We start from the raw sequence: 15,554 nt of genomic DNA on the forward strand, positions 1-15,554 counted from the left end.
AATGCGCACCACTGACGCGGGATGGAGCAGCCTGGTAGCTCGTCGGGCTCATAACCCGAAGGTCGTCGGTTCAAATCCGGCTCCCGCAACCATATTCGTCAGAACAGGCCCCGCCTATCCCAGGATAGTGCGGGGCTTGTTGCGTTTGCCCTTTAAAAAATCCTGTCGTACGCGCTTTGCCCTTTGTCTGGCACCTCAATGAACTAACTTTAACTAACCTGAAACGGATAAACCTACTCCACCCGGAGTACTATCTGGACACGTTTTCCAAAGGGACTTTCACTTGGCCGCACGTCTCCTCCCCCTCGCGCTCGCCGCACGAGGTATTTCATGACCTCCCGCTCTCCAGACTCCCAGGCCCCGATCACCGCAGCCCTGCCTGCGGCAGCACAGCGTCTGCCGTGGCTCGAACGCCTCAGCAAATACCGCCAGCCCATCGGCCTGGGGATAACCCTGCTGTTGTTTGCCATGGCGCTGATCGCCTGCCGCCACCTGCTGAGCGAGCTGGACATCTATGCCTTGCATGACGCCATGCTCAGCGTGCCCAAGCAGGCGCTGCTCGGTGCTTTGCTGGCCACGGTGGCAGGTTTCGTGACCCTGCTGGGATACGAGTGGTCCGCGGCCCGCTATGCAGGTGTCAAGCTTCCACCCCGCACGCTTGTGCTGGGTGGTTTCAGTGCGTTCGCCATCGGCAATGCCATCGGCCTGTCGATGCTTTCCGGTGGTTCGGTGCGCTATCGCCTTTATGCGCGCAAGGGGCTGGGGGCTGCAGAAGTCGCGCGGATGACCGTGTTCGCCAGCCTCTCGCTGGGCTGCGCACTGCCTCCGCTGGCAGCAGTGGCCACCTTGAGCGACCTCACCGCGGCCTCCACCGCATTGCGCATGTCCCCGACACTGCTGGGCAGCATCGCCGTTGCGGTATTACTGGCCTGCGCCGTCCTGGCCATGGGGCTCTATCGCCGCCGCGCCGCCGAGCAACCTCTGGCCGACAATCTGCTGGTGCAGGTCGGACGTCGCACCCTGCGCCTGCCCGGTGCACGCCTGACCGCCCTGCAACTGCTCATCACCGCGCTGGACGTCGCAGCCGCCGCCACGGTGCTCTACCTGCTGTTGCCCGAAGCCCCGCCATTCGGCGCTTTCGTGCTGGTCTACCTGCTGGCCCTCGCCGCTGGCGTACTCAGCCACGTGCCCGGCGGTGTCGGCGTGTTCGAAGCGATCCTGCTCGCCGCCTTCGCCAACGAGCTTGGCGCGGCGCCCCTGGCCGCGGCACTGCTGCTGTATCGCCTGATCTACGTGGTGCTGCCGTTGCTGGTGGCCTGCGTTCTGCTACTGGTAAACGAAGCCCGCCGCCTGCTGTTCGCCCAACAGGCGATCAAGGCTGCATCCGGGCTCGCCGCTCCCGTGCTGGCGATCCTGGTGTTTCTGTCCGGCGTGGTGCTGTTGTTCTCCGGCGTTACCCCAGAGATCGATAGCCGCCTGGAGCACATGGGCTTTCTCATCCCGCATCGACTGATCGACGCCTCGCACTTCGGCGCAAGCCTGATCGGCGTCCTCTGCCTGTTGCTGGCACAGGGCCTGCGTCGCCGCCTGTCGGCGGCCTGGCTGTTGACCACGGTGTTGCTGCTGACCGGCGCACTGTTGTCGCTGCTCAAGGGCTTCGACTGGGAAGAGGCGTCGATGATGATCTTCACCACCGCCCTGCTCGCCCTGTTCCGGCGCTCGTTCTATCGCCCCAGCCGCCTGCTGGAGCTGCCGTTCTCGCCGATCTACCTGGTAGCCAGCGCTTGCGTGGTCGGTGCCTCGGTATGGCTGCTGCTGTTCGCCTATCAGGACGTCCCCTACAGCCACAAACTGTGGTGGCAATTCACCCTCGACGCCGATGCTCCGCGCGGCCTGCGCGCTGCACTTGGCAGTGCAGTACTGCTGGTGATCGTCGCCCTGACCTGGCTGCTGCGCACCGCGCGCCCGGTGATTCACCTGCCGAGCGAAGACGAACTGCAGCGCGCCAACCGCATTCTGCTGGCGTCCGATCAGCCCGACGGTGGCCTGGCCCTGACCGGTGACAAGGCGCTGCTGTTCCACCCCAACGACAACGCCTTCCTCATGTATGCCCGTCGCGGCCGCAGCCTGGTCGCCTTGTACGACCCGATCGGCCCGGCCCAGGAGCGTGCCGAAATGATCTGGCAGTTCCGCGACCTCTGCGACCTGCACCACGCCCGCCCGGTGTTCTACCAGGTGCGTGCGGAAAATCTGCCGTTCTACATGGACATCGGCCTGACCGCGATCAAGCTTGGCGAAGAGGCACGGGTCGACCTGCGCCGCTTCGACCTCGAAGCCAAGGGCAAGGAGATGAAGGACCTGCGCTACACCTGGAACCGTGGCGGCCGCGACGGCCTGACCCTGGAAGTCCACGAACCCGGGCATGCGCCCCTGCAGGAGCTCAGGGAAATCTCCGACGCCTGGCTGGCTGGCAAGAACGTGCGCGAGAAAGGCTTCTCGCTGGGCCGCTTCAGCCCGGAGTACCTGCAACATTTCCGAATTGCACTGATCCGCTTCCAGGGCCGTCCGGTGGCCTTCGCCAACCTGCTGGAAACCCACAGCAACGAGTTGGCCAGCCTGGACCTGATGCGCGCGCATCCCGAGGCACCGAAGCTGACCATGGAATTCATGATGCTTGGCCTCATCCTGCATTACAAAAGCCACGACTACGCCCGCTTCAGCCTGGGCATGGTCCCGCTTTCCGGCCTGCAACCGCGTCGCGGCGCACCGCTGACCCAACGCTTGGGTTCGATGGTGTTCCAGCGCGGCGAGCAGCTCTACAACTTCCAGGGCCTGCGGCGCTTCAAGGACAAGTTCCAGCCGGACTGGGAACCCCGTTACATGGCTGTGCCAGCCGGGCTGGACCCCCTGGTTGCACTGGCTGATACCGCCGCCCTGATTGCTGGCGGCCTGACTGGATTGGTGAAACGCTGATGACCCGACGTTACTGGTTGTACCTGCTGATCCCCCTGCTGCTCGCCGTGCTGGCTGGCGGTGGGGCCTTCTGGCTATGGACCCGCCCTGCCCCCGAAGCCCGTATCGAGCACTTCACCCTGGACGATGGCAGTAATCTGACCCGGGTCACTCCCGGCGTGCGCACCAAGACCCTGGTCGCGGTTGGCGTACCCCATGACCAGGCACTGACCGACAAGCAACTGCTGGATCTCAGCCAGGCCGGTGAAGCGCAACTGGTGCAGGTGATCCTGCCGACCGGCGACTGCAGCAAGCAGCAAGTGGCATTGGACCAGGCCATGGGCAAGCTCTCCGGCAAGCCGACCCTGGTTGCCGGCATCGGGCCAGGCGCCTCGCAGGCCTGGCGCTGGCTGGCCGGGCAGAACGACGACAAGGCCCGAGCCATCTCGGTCGACTTCAACCTCGAACAACCAGACTGCAAGCTTGAGCTGCCTAAAACCGCTGCCCACGGTCACTGGAACGTGGCCTGGAACGATAACCCCGACGACGCCAGCGCTGCCTTCGTGCGCGACCAGGCCAACGCCGAGACCAGCATCAGCGACTATGACATTCACCTGCCGCAGGTACTCAAGGCCCAGCTGACCCAGGCCCTGGTGGGGCGCGATGGCAACGCCCTGGCCATTCCCGTGGTGGAAGTGCCGGCCGGCCAGACCACCGATACCGTCACCCTGTTCCTCTCCGGTGACGGCGGCTGGCGCGACCTGGACCGCGACGTGGCGGGCGAGATGGCCAAGCTCGGCTACCCGGTGGTCGGCATCGATACCCTGCGCTACTACTGGCAGCACAAGACGCCTGAACAGAGCGCTGCCGATCTGTCGGAACTGATGCAGCACTATCGGCAGAAATGGGGTACCAAGCGCTTCGTGCTGACCGGCTATTCGTTCGGTGCCGATGTACTGCCGGCGATCTACAATCGCCTGCCGGAGGCCGACCAGAAGCGCATCGACGCGGTGATCCTGCTGGCCTTCGCCCGCAGTGGCAGCTTCGAGATCGAAGTGGAGGGCTGGCTGGGCAAGGAAGGCCAGGAGGCCCCGACCGGACCAGAGATGGCCAAGCTGCCTGCCGCCAAGGTGGTGTGCATCTATGGTGTGGAAGAAACCGACGAGAGCGGCTGCACCGACAAGACGGCCGTGGGCGAGCGCATGAAGCTGCCAGGCGGTCATCACTTCGACGAGAACTACCCGGCGCTGGCCAAGCGCCTGATCGGCGAGATCGAGACCCGCCAGGGCAAGTCGAACGTCGCCGAGCAGTAAAACGACAAGGGCCGCATCGCGGCCCTTGTCGTTTCAATCAGATCTCGACCTGGGTTCCCAGCTCGATCACCCGGTTCAGCGGCAGGTTGAAGAAGCGCAAGTTGCCGTTGGCATTCTTCAGCAGGAACGCGAACAGGTTCCCGCGCCAGCGCGACATGCCTTCCAGGCGCGAGGCGATCACCGTCTCGCGGCTGAGGAAGTAGGTGGTGCGCATGGGGCTGAAATCCAGCTCTTCCAGATGGCACAGGCGCAGTGCCGCCGGTACGTCCGGTTCATCCATGAAGCCAAAGTGCAGCAATACGCGGAAGAACCCGTCGCCATAGGCCTCGACCTCGAAGCGCTCAGACTCCGGTACCCGCGGCCGATCCTCGCTGACCACCGTCAACAGTACGACCTGGCTGTGCAGCACCTGGTTGTGCAGCATGTTGTGCAACAACGCATGGGGCACCGCATCGGCACGCGCCGTGAGGAACACCGCCGTTCCCTCGACGCGATGCGGTGGCTGCACACGAATGCTGCTGATGAATACCGGCAACGGCAGGCCACCCTCATCGATACGCTCGACGAGAATCTGCTTGCCACGCTTCCAGGTGCTCATCAGCACGAACAGCACGATCCCCGCCAGTACCGGGAAAGCACCACCCTGCACGATCTTCGGCACGTTGGCGGCGAAGAACAGCCCATCCACCAACAGGAACCCCACCAGCAGCGGCACTGCCAGCACCGGTGGCCATTTCCACAGCAGCAGCATCACCGCAGAAACCAGGATAGTCGTCATGAGCATGGTGCCGGTCACCGCGACCCCGTAGGCCGCAGCCAGGGCGCCGGAAGACTCGAAGCCGATCACCAGCAGCACCACGCCGACCATCAGGGTCCAGTTCACGGCGCCAATGTAGATCTGCCCCTGCTCGTCACTGGAGGTGTGCTGGATCTGCATGCGCGGCACGTAGCCCAGCTGAATGGCCTGGCGGGTCAGGGAGAAGGCGCCGGAAATCACCGCCTGGGAGGCAATCACCGTAGCCATCGTCGCCAGCCCGACCAGCGGCAGCAGCGCCCAGCTTGGCGCCAGCAGGTAGAAGGGGTTGCGCGCCGCCTCGGGGTTTTGCAGCAGCATCGCGCCCTGGCCGAAGTAGTTGAGCACCAGCGCTGGCAGCACCAGGGCAAACCAGGCACGGGCGATCGGCTTGCGCCCGAAGTGGCCCATGTCGGCGTACAGCGCCTCGGCACCGGTCAGTGCCAGCACCACCGCACCGAGAATCGCCACGCCCATCCCTGGATGGACGATGAAGAAGTTCAACGCCCACCCGGGATTGAACGCCTTGAGCACTTCCGGGCTTTGCTGGATGCCATGCACGCCGAGCGCAGCCAGCACGAGGAACCAGGCAACCATGATCGGCCCAAAGGCCTTGCCGATCTTCTCGGTACCATGCTTCTGTACCAGGAACAGTGCCACCAGCACCACCAGCGAGATCGGCACCACCCAGTGGTCGATGCCGTCGAACGCCAGCCCCATGCCCTCGACCGCCGACAACACCGAGACTGCCGGGGTGATCATGCTGTCGCCATAGAACAGCGAGGCACCGACCAGCCCGCAGCCGACCATCAGCATGCGCAGCCGCGGATGCGCGGCCGTGGCACGCCGCGCCAGTGCAGTGAGCGCCATGGTGCCGCCCTCGCCCTGGTTGTCGGCACGCAGGATGAACATCACGTACTTGAACGACACGACCCACAGCAGCGACCAGAGAATCAGCGACAGGATGCCCAGCACCCCGTCGTGGTCGACCTGTACGCCATAAGCGCCGGTAAAGACTTCCTTGAGGGTATACAACGGGCTGGTACCGATATCGCCATAGACCACCCCAACAGCTGCCACCAGCAGGCCCAAAGGGCGTGCCGCCCCATGCCCACCCTCGGCGTGACTGCTTGCCTGAACCATCGACCACTCCCGCAGACGGCCCCTCGGGGCCGGTAGTATTCGCACCGGACGCCATGCTCGCAGCGCCCGGACCGCTGTCGTCATCCGGCTATCATTGCTACCCGGACACAACGGCGCGAAGCATAGCGCAGCGCTCGTCGCTTTTCTGCTGGTCAAGCGACCTTGCGCTCGCTAGAATTGCGCACTTTTTGATCAGAGGCGCCAAAAACGCCCGCCCGGATCGCGCCGCCACTGGCAGGCGCGACCTGTTTCAATACCGAGGTTAGTCATGTCCACCACTCCCGCCACGCCGAAGGTCGGCTTTGTCTCCCTGGGCTGCCCCAAGGCCCTGGTCGACTCCGAGCGCATCCTCACCCAACTGCGCATGGAAGGCTATGAAGTCGTTCCGACCTACGAAGACGCCGACGTGGTGGTGGTCAACACCTGCGGCTTCATCGACAGCGCCAAGGCCGAGTCGCTGGAAGTGATCGGCGAAGCGATCAAGGAAAACGGCAAGGTCATCGTCACCGGCTGCATGGGTGTCGAGGAAGGCACCATTCGCGACGTGCACCCCAGCGTGCTGTCGGTCACCGGCCCACAGCAATACGAGCAGGTGGTCAATGCCGTACACGAGGTGGTGCCACCGCGCCAGGACCACAACCCGCTGATCGACCTGGTGCCGCCGCAGGGTGTCAAGCTGACCCCGCGCCACTACGCCTACCTGAAGATTTCCGAAGGCTGTAACCACAGCTGCAGCTTCTGCATCATCCCGTCGATGCGCGGCAAGCTGGTCAGCCGCCCGGTCGGCGAAGTGCTGAGCGAGGCCGAGCGCCTGGTGAAGGCTGGCGTCAAGGAGATCCTGGTGATTTCCCAGGACACCAGCGCCTATGGCGTCGACGTCAAGTACAAGACCGACTTCTGGAACGGTCGCCCGGTCAAGACCCGCATGCTCGAGCTGTGCGAAGCGCTGAGCAGCCTGGGCGCCTGGGTGCGCCTGCACTATGTCTACCCCTACCCCAACGTCGATGACGTGATCCCGCTGATGGCCGCCGGCAAGATCCTGCCGTACCTGGACATCCCGTTCCAGCACGCCAGCCCCAAGGTGCTCAAGGCCATGAAACGCCCGGCCTTCGAGGACCGTACCCTAGCGCGCATCAAGAACTGGCGCGAGCAGTGCCCGGAGCTGGTGATCCGCTCGACCTTCATCGTCGGCTTCCCCGGCGAAACCGAAGAGGACTTCCAGTACCTGCTCGACTGGCTGACCGAAGCCCAGCTCGACCGCGTCGGCTGCTTCCAGTATTCGCCGGTCGAAGGCGCCCCAGCCAACGACCTGGGCCTGGAAGAAGTCCCGGATGAGATCAAGCAGGATCGCTGGGACCGTTTCATGGCCCACCAGCAGGCGATCAGCACTGCACGCCTGCAACTGCGTATCGGCAAGGAGATCGAGGTACTGATCGACGAGGTCGAGGAACAGGGCTCGGTAGGTCGCAGCTTCTTCGACGCACCGGAAATCGACGGTAGCGTGTTCATCGACGGTGACCACGGCTTCAAGCCGGGCGACAAGGTCCGTTGCCGTATTGTCGATGCCGACGAATACGACATGTGGGCCGAGCCCATCTGATCGTCACGCCCTTTCGCGCATAACACCGCGAAAGGGCCTGCCAGACAGAAAAAATCCGCACACCTGTGCTGCAGCATCTATGTTTTCCTCACTACCCGAGGAATACAGAATGTCCTTGCACCTGACGCTACATACCCCCCACTACAGCGACTACCCCGAACTGGTCCGTATCTGGGAAGCATCGGTGCGCGCCACTCATGACTTTCTCCCCGACGCCTACATCGTGCTGCTGCGCGACCATGTACTGCGCCGCTATCTGGACGCCGTGATGCTGGTCTGCTGCCGGGACACTCGACGCAGGATCCTCGGCTTCACCGGCGTCGCCAATGGCCGTGTCGACATGCTCTTCGTCGCCCCTGAGCACCGCGGCCAAGGCGTTGGCAAGCGCCTGCTGCACCACGCCATTTCCGAGCTCAACGCCGATCGCCTGGACGTCAACGAACAGAACCCCCAGGCGCTGGGTTTCTACCTGCATGAGGGCTTCGAGATAGCGGGCCGCTCGGAAACCGATGGCTTGGGTCAGCCGTATCCGCTGCTGCATATGCGACTGATCCGCCCACAGGGCTAGCAACTGCGCCGCCACCGCTGTGCAAATGGCCGAAATGGCACAGATTCCCAGCCGCAGCACGGCTCGGACGGGTACAATGGACACCTTTCCCTGCCCTGCGAATGTCTGCTCATGTCCGAACCCGTCCGCCTGTCCAAACGCCTCATCGAACAGCTCGGCTGCTCCCGCCGCGAGGCCGAACTGTACATCGAGGGCGGCTGGGTCACGGTCGATGGAGTCGTGGTCGAGCAACCGCAGTTCAAGGTTGAAACTCAGCGTGTCGAACTGCTCCCGGGTGCCCGTGCCGAAACACTGGAGCCGGTTACCCTGCTGCTCAACCAGCCCAAGGGCCAGGACAGTGAAGCTGCCCGCGCCAGCATGAACCTGGCAAGCCTCAGCGAAGCCCACCGCGAAGGCGTGCGCCCCCTGCACGGGCACTTCGCCAGATTGACTTGCCTCGCCCCGCTCGAACGCGGCGCCAGCGGCCTGCAGGTATTCACCCAGGACTGGCGGGTGACCCGCAAGATCGACGCCGACCTGCGTCGCCTGGAGCAGGAATACATCATCGAGGTACGCGGTGAAACCACACCGCAGGCGCTCGAGCGCCTGGCCCGTGGTGCCATGCGCAATGACCGGGAACTGCCGCGGGCCAAGGCCAGCTGGCAGAACGAAACCCACCTGCGCCTGGTGTTGAAAAACCCGCAGCCTGGGCAGATTTCCGAACTGTGCGCCTACCTTCGCCTGGAAATGCTCGGTATGCGTCGCATTCGCCTGGGTGGTGTGTCGATGGGCAAGCTGCCCCTGGGTCAGTGGCGCTACCTGGCCGCCAGCGAACGTTTCTAAGCGATACCGCCGCGCCGCCAGGTGCGGCCCTGAAAAGGATTCGAGTCACATGAACCACAACGATGTCCTGCGCAGCCTGCGCTACATGCTCAAGGTGAACGACGCCAAGATGGCCGAAATCATCGCCCTGTCCGGCCTTGAAGTGAACCCGGTGGTGCTTGCCGGCTACATCAAGAAGGAAGACGAAGCCGGCTACGTGCGCTGCCCGGAACGCGTCATGGCCCATTTTCTCGATGGCCTGGTGATCCACCGCCGTGGCAAGGACGACAGCCGTGCGCCCCAGCCCGTCGAGCTGCCGGTGACCAACAACACCGTGCTTAAGAAACTGCGGGTGGCGTTCGAGCTGAAGGAAGATGACCTGCACGCGATTCTCAAGTCGGTCAATTTCGCGGTGTCCAAGCCCGAACTCAGCGCGCTGTTTCGCAAGGTCGGGCATGACAACTACCGGCCCTGCCAGGACCAGTTGCTGCGCAACTTCCTCAAGGGCCTGACCCTTCGCGTACGTGGCTGAGCCGATCATGCAGCACAGCGTCACACCGGTGGGCATTGTCCGTTCCTGCTTCAAGGAGAAGTTCGCCATCCCCCGCCAGCCGCGCCTGGCGCCTGCCGCACGTGGCGTGCTGGAGCTGCTGCCGCCGTTCGACCAGGGTGACGCGGTACAGGGCCTGGAGCAGGTCAGCCACGTGTGGCTGCTGTTCCTGTTCCATCAAGCACTGGAAGAAAAGCCCCGGCTGAAGGTGCGCCCACCGCGCCTGGGCGGCAACAAGAGCATGGGCGTGTTCGCCACGCGCGCCACCCACCGCCCCAATGGTATTGGTCAGTCGGTGGTGCGCCTCGAGGGCGTGGAGCCGGGGCGTCTGCTGTTGTCCGGCATCGACCTGCTGGACGGTACGCCAGTGCTGGATATCAAACCCTACGTGCCCTACGCCGACAGCATCGACAATGCCGTCAACCAGATGGCCAGCGATGCGCCACTGCCGATCAACGTGCAGTGGAGCGATAGTGCCCTGCACCAGGCCCTCGAGCATGCTCTGCGCCTGGCAGAACCACTGGTGGAGCTCATCGAGCAGTGCCTGGCCCAGGACCCGCGCCCGGCCTACCAGGTGCCGCCTGCGCAACGCGTCTACGGGGTAAAGTTCTGGGATGTGCAGGTGCGCTGGCATTATCCGCAGCCGGAAGTGATCCGGGTGCTGGAGGTCGCACGCGAAGCCTGAATTCACATTCTCCAGGCATAAAAAAACGCAGACCCTGGTCTGCGTTTTTTTATGCCGCAATTCGCCTTACTTCTCGACGAATGCGCGCTCGATCAGGTAATCACCTGGCTCGCGCATACGCGCCGAGATCTTCAGGCCAAAGCTGTCGAGCACTTCGCTGGTCTCGTCGAGCATGCTCGGGCTGCCGCAGATCATCGCACGGTCGTCCTGCGGGTTGATCGGAGGCAGGCCGATGTCGCTGAACAGCTTGCCGCTGCGCATCAGGTCGGTCAGACGGCCCTGGTTCTCGAACGGCTCGCGGGTCACGGTCGGGTAGTAGATCAGCTTCTCACGCACCGCTTCACCGAAGAATTCATTCTGTGGCAAGTGCTCGGTGATGAACTCGCGGTAGGCGACTTCGTTCACGTAGCGCACGCCATGCACCAGGATGACCTTTTCGAAACGCTCGTAGGTTTCCGGGTCCTGGATCACGCTCATGAACGGTGCCAGGCCGGTGCCGGTGCTCAGCAGGTACAGGTGCTTGCCCGGGTTCAGGTCGTCCAGCACCAGGGTGCCGGTCGGTTTCTTGCTGATGATGATCTCGTCGCCTTCCTTCAGGTGCTGCAGCTGGGAGGTCAGCGGACCGTCCGGCACCTTGATGCTGAAGAACTCCAGATGCTCTTCCCAGTTCGGCGAAGCGATCGAATAGGCACGCATGAGCGGACGGCCGCTTTCCTGCTGCAGGCCGATCATCACGAACTGACCGTTCTCGAAGCGCAGGCCCGGGTCGCGGGTGCACTTGAAGCTGAACAGAGTGTCGTTCCAGTGATGCACACTGAGGACACGTTCGTGGTTCATGTTGCTCATCTAGTGGGGCTCCTGAAGAAAAACGCGGCGCGCGCAAGACGCGCAGTTGCGCGATAGTTTAGGGGCAGCGAGAATATCTGTTAACTGAATTATCAAGATATGACTTATCGGTTATATAGATATGCGATTCACTCTCCGCCAGCTTCAAGTCTTCGTCGCCGTCGCCCAGCATCAAAGCGTATCGCGAGCGGCCAATGTACTGGCCCTGTCGCAGTCGGCGGCCAGTACCTCCATCACCGAACTGGAGCGCCAGTCCAGCTGCCAGCTGTTCGATCGCGCCGGCAAGCGCCTGAGCCTCAACGCCCTGGGCCATCAGTTGCTGCCCCAAGCAGTAGCCCTGCTCGACCAGGCCAAGGAAATCGAAGACCTGCTCAATGGCAAGTCCGGCTTCGGCTCACTCGCCGTCGGCGCCACCCTGACCATCGGCAACTACCTGGCAACGCTGCTGATCGGCAGCTTCATGCAGGTGCACCCGGAAAGCCAGGTCAAGCTGCACGTGCAGAATACAGCGCACATTGTGCAACAGGTGGCGCACTACGAAATTGACCTGGGTCTTATCGAGGGTGACTGCAACCACCCTGACCTGGAGGTGCAACCCTGGGTCGAGGACGAACTGGTGGTGTTTTGCGCTCCGCAACATCCGCTGGCCAAGGTCGGCCGCGCCAATATCGAGGCCTTGTCCCAGGAGGCGTGGATCTTGCGCGAACAAGGCTCAGGCACCCGCCTGACCTTTGACCAGGCCATGCGCCACCACCGCGCCAATCTGAACATCCGCCTGGAGCTTGAACATACGGAAGCGATCAAGCGCGCCGTGGAGTCGGGTCTGGGGATCGGCTGCATTTCACGCCTCGCGCTGCGCGACGCTTTCAGGCGCGGCAGCCTGGTGGCAGTGGAAACCCCGGAGCTGGATCTGCTGCGCCAGTTCTACTTCATCTGGCACAAGCAGAAGTACCAGACCTCAGCCATGCGTGAGTTTCTCGAGCTGTGCCGCAGCTTCACTGCGGGGGTACAGCGCAGCGACGAGATCGTGCTGCCGACTATCGCCTGAGCGTCAGCCGAGCAGAATTACGCCCCAGACCAGCGCCACCATGCTCATTGCCACCAACTGCGCAGCACTGCCCATGTCCTTGGCGTTCTTCGACAAGGGGTGACGGTCCAGCGAAATGCGGTCGATGGCAGCCTCGACCGCCGAGTTGAGCAGCTCGACGATCAGCCCCAGCAGACACACCGCGATCAGGATCGCACGCTCGCCGCGACTGACCGGCAACCAGAAGGCAGTCGGGATCAGCAGCACATTGAGCAGCACCAGTTGGCGAAAGGCAGCCTCGCCCTTGAAGGCGGCGCGCAGGCCGTCGAGCGAATAGCCGGCGGCATTGAAGATGCGTTTCAGGCCGGTCTGGCCCTTGAATGGCGACATGTGAGTCAATTCACCTGAAAAAGACCTGCAGGCTAGTCCAGCCTGGGTCAAAAAAGCGTGAAGCCGGAAGGCTCAGTTGGCTGAAACCGATTCAAGTTGTTGCAGCAGCAAGGCGGCCTGGGTCCGGGTGCGCACGCCCAGCTTGCGGAAGATCGCGGTGACGTGGGCCTTGATGGTCGCCTCCGAAACGCTCAGCTCGTAGGCGATCTGCTTGTTCAACAAACCTTCGCAGACCATGGTCAGCACCCGGAACTGCTGCGGCGTCAGGCTTGCGAGCCCTTCGCTGGCGGCTTTGGCCTCGGCCGACACATCAACCTTTTCGAACGCCTGCGGCGGCCACCACACTTCGCCGTCGAGCACCTTGCGCACGGCGTCCTGGATGGTTTCCAGCGGGCTGGACTTGGGAATGAAACCGCTGGCCCCGAACTCACGGGACTTGACCACCACGGCCGCCTCTTCCTGCGCCGACACCATCACCACCGGAATCTGCGGGTATTGCCCACGGAGCAGGACCAGCCCGGAGAAGCCATAGGCACCTGGCATGTTCAAGTCGAGCAGGACCAGGTCCCAGTCGGATTTCTCGGTCAGGCGGGTTTCCAGTTCGGCGATGCTTGCCACCTCCACCAGACGTACGTCCTGCCCGAGGCCAAGGGTCACGGCCTGGCGCAAGGCACTACGGAACAGCGGATGGTCATCGGCAATCAGGATTTCATATGTAGCCATCGATCCAGGGGTCCTGTTCTGTGCCAGGCGCTGCGGGGTATGGGGCCTGTGCCTGGCGGGCAACTCAAGGCGCGGGCGACGGCGCCGCCAGCGGCAAGGGCACGAGGCAGACCAGGGGTGGCGGCTGCGTCGTGGCCGAATCGGCGCCAAGGATGCCGAGCACCGTCCGGGTGGTCAAGCCAATTGCCCGGCGGCCTCGCCCCCCTGGCGACCTGCTCGACAGTATGAACCAATCCGGCTCGCTTGCCCCTTGGACTATAGGAAGGTATGCAAGCGTTGATGCGGCTCATCCTGATCGTCCAGTGCCAGGTGTCGCTTGCCGCTCAAGTAGTGCAGGCTGAACACGTCAAGGTAGGCATCCAGCGCCTGGGAGGCACGGTTGTCGCCGGCCAGGTCCAGACACATGGCCGCCACTTCCGCGGTGCAGAAATGATCGTCACGCTTGGAGCGGCGCAGGCGGTAGCGCGACATCTGCTCGGCCTCCAGGCTCAGCACCGGGAAGCGATCCAGGTACGGGCTCTTGCGAAACATCTTGCGCGCTTCGGTCCAGGTGGCGTCGAGCAGGATGAACAGCGGCCGCTTGCCGGGCTCGCACACCACTTCGTTGACCACCCGCTCCTGTGCGACGAACTCACCAGGGAAGACGATATAGGGCTGCCACTGGGGTTGTTCGAGCAGCGCCAGCAAGCGCGCATCGACATCCGTGCGCTGCCAGCCGAAGGCCCAGGTGTCTTCGATCAGGTCGGCGATCAGCCAGCCGGTGTTGGTCGGCTTCAATGGCTCGGTGTCGTGCATCACCAGACACATGCCGGCCTGGGCGTCGACCCGAGGCTTCCAGGCGCACAGGCAATGGCTGGCGATAACCCGGCAGTCCGGGCAGCGATCGGCTCGCGAACCGCGGGCGACGAAGGGTTTGTTGCTGCGCGCCAGACGCTCGGCGCGCAGACGCGCTACCGCATGGCTCATGGCTGCAAGCCTGGCGACGGGAATAGGATGGACACTGCGACGACTCGGCGGGAAACAAAGGTGCAAGTCTACCAGAGCGGGCGCAGGTTTGCCGTGCAGGCCACTGCCAGGCTCCCTTATAATCGAGCCTTTGGCGGCGGCTGCGCCTTGAGCGCGACCTGTTCATGGAACGCCGCCTGCCGGCGCGGGTCAAAGCGCCAGTCACCGAACCAGGAGAGATTCATGCTGCGTCTTATCGTCCCGACCCTGAGCCTGATGCTCGCCCTGCCGCTTGCCGCCAACGCAGCGTCCAAGCAGGACTACGAGCTGAACCAGATGCTGCAGAAGGTTGCCAAGGAGAGCAGCGTCGGCACGCCACGCGCCGTCAACGAAGACATCCTCGATCAGGGCTACACCGTCGAGAAGGGCAAGGCGCTGGTCAACCACCTGAGCGTGCGTGAAGAACATGCCCAGCGCATGCTGGAAAACCCGGCGCTGGTGCGCAGCCAGCTGGGCGACAGCGTCTGCCGCAACACCGGCTACCGCCAACTGATGACCAAGGGCGCGGTGATGGTCTACCGCTTCACCGTCTACAAGACCAACCAGCCGGTCATGGACCAGGCGTTCGACGCTGCCAGCTGCACCGCTGGCAACAAGAAGAAGTGATTCAGGCGACCTGATCGTCGCTGGCGCGCCGCTGCTCCTCATCGGCGCGCAGATCCGCCAGCAGGGCCTGAAGGTAACGTGATTGCCTGTCGGCGCCTTGCAACCTGCGCAGGCACTCGCCCTCCAGGCTCAAGTGATGGTCCTGGGCCGCACGCCTGAGCAGTTCATACAACTGCAGGTCCACCTCGATGACCAACCGATGCATGCTTCTTCCTCCCTGCATCGCCCTCTGCCCCTCAGTTAAACAAAGCTCGGCAAGGATTGGATCCGATCAGACGAACGGTTGACATTCAGCGAACCGGCACGATCGCGCGCCAGCGTCTAGATTGAAAGCAAACGACAGGCATTTTCGGCAAGCACAGGAGATTGCCGACGCCACGACGTTGCCGGATCCGCAACGAAAACAGACAAGATGGACACATGCCACTGCATCACGGCCTTGAAGGCCTACTGCAATGCTCGGGATGCACACTCGAGCCACAGCAGCCAGCGACACACGCAGTGTCGTGGCCGGTACTCACCATCGACCGGTCAGAGGTTTTGCTGCAGAAG

The 15,554-nt window shown here is 63.4% G+C and carries 15 protein-coding genes and 1 tRNA gene; 10 read left to right on the plus strand and 6 right to left on the minus strand.

The window, feature by feature from the left end:
* Positions 1-15: 15 nt before the first annotated feature.
* The 3 genes from F6X62_RS07120 to F6X62_RS07130 all read left to right on the plus strand — a co-directional run bounded on the left by F6X62_RS07120 (position 16) and on the right by F6X62_RS07130 (position 4,265).
* A tRNA-Met gene (locus F6X62_RS07120) sits at positions 16-92 on the plus strand.
* 238 nt (positions 93-330) lie between these two features.
* Positions 331-2,973, plus strand: a complete 2,643-nt coding sequence (gene mprF / locus F6X62_RS07125; protein ID WP_153773098.1) for a bifunctional lysylphosphatidylglycerol flippase/synthetase MprF — start codon at positions 331-333, stop codon at positions 2,971-2,973.
* Positions 2,973-4,265, plus strand: coding sequence for a virulence factor family protein (locus F6X62_RS07130; protein WP_153773099.1), 1,293 nt, complete (start codon positions 2,973-2,975; stop codon positions 4,263-4,265). Before mprF ends, F6X62_RS07130 begins: the two co-directional genes overlap by 1 nt.
* 37 nt (positions 4,266-4,302) lie before the next feature.
* Here F6X62_RS07130 and F6X62_RS07135 read toward each other — a convergent pair whose 3' ends face one another.
* Positions 4,303-6,201, minus strand: coding sequence for a potassium transporter Kup (locus tag F6X62_RS07135; RefSeq protein ID WP_153773100.1), 1,899 nt, complete (start codon positions 6,199-6,201; stop codon positions 4,303-4,305).
* A 268-nt stretch (positions 6,202-6,469) separates the two neighbouring features.
* On the opposite strand from F6X62_RS07135, the gene rimO reads away from it, so the two are divergent.
* The 5 genes from rimO (at position 6,470) to tsaA (ending at position 10,405) form a co-directional block, all read left to right on the plus strand.
* Positions 6,470-7,801 (plus strand): 30S ribosomal protein S12 methylthiotransferase RimO, encoded by a 1,332-nt coding sequence (gene rimO / locus F6X62_RS07140; protein WP_054891015.1) that lies wholly within the window; start codon positions 6,470-6,472, stop codon positions 7,799-7,801.
* A gap of 109 nt (positions 7,802-7,910) precedes the next feature.
* The gene (locus F6X62_RS07145; RefSeq protein WP_063545886.1) at positions 7,911-8,369 is read left to right on the plus strand and encodes a GNAT family N-acetyltransferase; all 459 of its coding nucleotides are present in this window, start codon (positions 7,911-7,913) and stop codon (positions 8,367-8,369) included.
* 111 nt (positions 8,370-8,480) lie between these two features.
* On the plus strand, positions 8,481-9,191 hold the full coding sequence (locus F6X62_RS07150) for an rRNA pseudouridine synthase (protein WP_153773101.1): 711 nt from the start codon (positions 8,481-8,483) through the stop codon (positions 9,189-9,191).
* 49 nt (positions 9,192-9,240) lie between these two features.
* Entirely contained in the window at positions 9,241-9,702 is a 462-nt protein-coding gene (locus tag F6X62_RS07155) for a DUF1456 family protein (RefSeq protein WP_054891018.1), read from the plus strand.
* 7 nt (positions 9,703-9,709) lie between these two features.
* Positions 9,710-10,405 (plus strand): tRNA (N6-threonylcarbamoyladenosine(37)-N6)-methyltransferase TrmO, encoded by a 696-nt coding sequence (gene tsaA / locus F6X62_RS07160; protein WP_153773102.1) that lies wholly within the window; start codon positions 9,710-9,712, stop codon positions 10,403-10,405.
* 66 nt (positions 10,406-10,471) lie between these two features.
* Here tsaA and fpr read toward each other — a convergent pair whose 3' ends face one another.
* Positions 10,472-11,251 (minus strand): ferredoxin-NADP reductase, encoded by a 780-nt coding sequence (gene fpr / locus F6X62_RS07165; RefSeq protein ID WP_054891020.1) that lies wholly within the window; start codon positions 11,249-11,251, stop codon positions 10,472-10,474.
* A 121-nt stretch (positions 11,252-11,372) separates the two neighbouring features.
* Between fpr and finR the strand changes: the two genes are divergently transcribed.
* Entirely contained in the window at positions 11,373-12,299 is a 927-nt protein-coding gene (finR, locus tag F6X62_RS07170; RefSeq protein WP_054891021.1) for a LysR family transcriptional regulator FinR, read from the plus strand.
* Positions 12,300-12,302: 3 nt separating this feature from the next.
* Here finR and F6X62_RS07175 read toward each other — a convergent pair whose 3' ends face one another.
* The 3 genes from F6X62_RS07175 to F6X62_RS07185 form a co-directional block, all read right to left on the minus strand.
* On the minus strand, positions 12,303-12,668 hold the full coding sequence (locus F6X62_RS07175) for a diacylglycerol kinase (RefSeq protein ID WP_054891022.1): 366 nt from the start codon (positions 12,666-12,668) through the stop codon (positions 12,303-12,305).
* Positions 12,669-12,740: 72 nt separating this feature from the next.
* A complete protein-coding gene (gene erdR / locus F6X62_RS07180; protein ID WP_054891023.1) occupies positions 12,741-13,391 on the minus strand; it encodes a response regulator transcription factor ErdR in 651 nt (216 codons plus the stop codon).
* A gap of 255 nt (positions 13,392-13,646) precedes the next feature.
* Positions 13,647-14,357 (minus strand): tRNA-uridine aminocarboxypropyltransferase, encoded by a 711-nt coding sequence (locus F6X62_RS07185; RefSeq protein ID WP_065862255.1) that lies wholly within the window; start codon positions 14,355-14,357, stop codon positions 13,647-13,649.
* A gap of 222 nt (positions 14,358-14,579) precedes the next feature.
* Between F6X62_RS07185 and F6X62_RS07190 the strand changes: the two genes are divergently transcribed.
* On the plus strand, positions 14,580-15,002 hold the full coding sequence (locus tag F6X62_RS07190) for a quorum-sensing-regulated virulence factor family protein (protein WP_054891025.1): 423 nt from the start codon (positions 14,580-14,582) through the stop codon (positions 15,000-15,002).
* 1 nt (position 15,003) lies between these two features.
* Here F6X62_RS07190 and F6X62_RS07195 read toward each other — a convergent pair whose 3' ends face one another.
* Positions 15,004-15,207 (minus strand): hypothetical protein, encoded by a 204-nt coding sequence (locus F6X62_RS07195; protein WP_112899004.1) that lies wholly within the window; start codon positions 15,205-15,207, stop codon positions 15,004-15,006.
* Between the last annotated feature and the right edge of the window lie 347 nt (positions 15,208-15,554).

It is taken from the genome of Pseudomonas sp. MNR3A (assembly GCF_009650575.1).
Lineage (GTDB): Bacteria > Pseudomonadota > Gammaproteobacteria > Pseudomonadales > Pseudomonadaceae > Aquipseudomonas > Aquipseudomonas machongensis.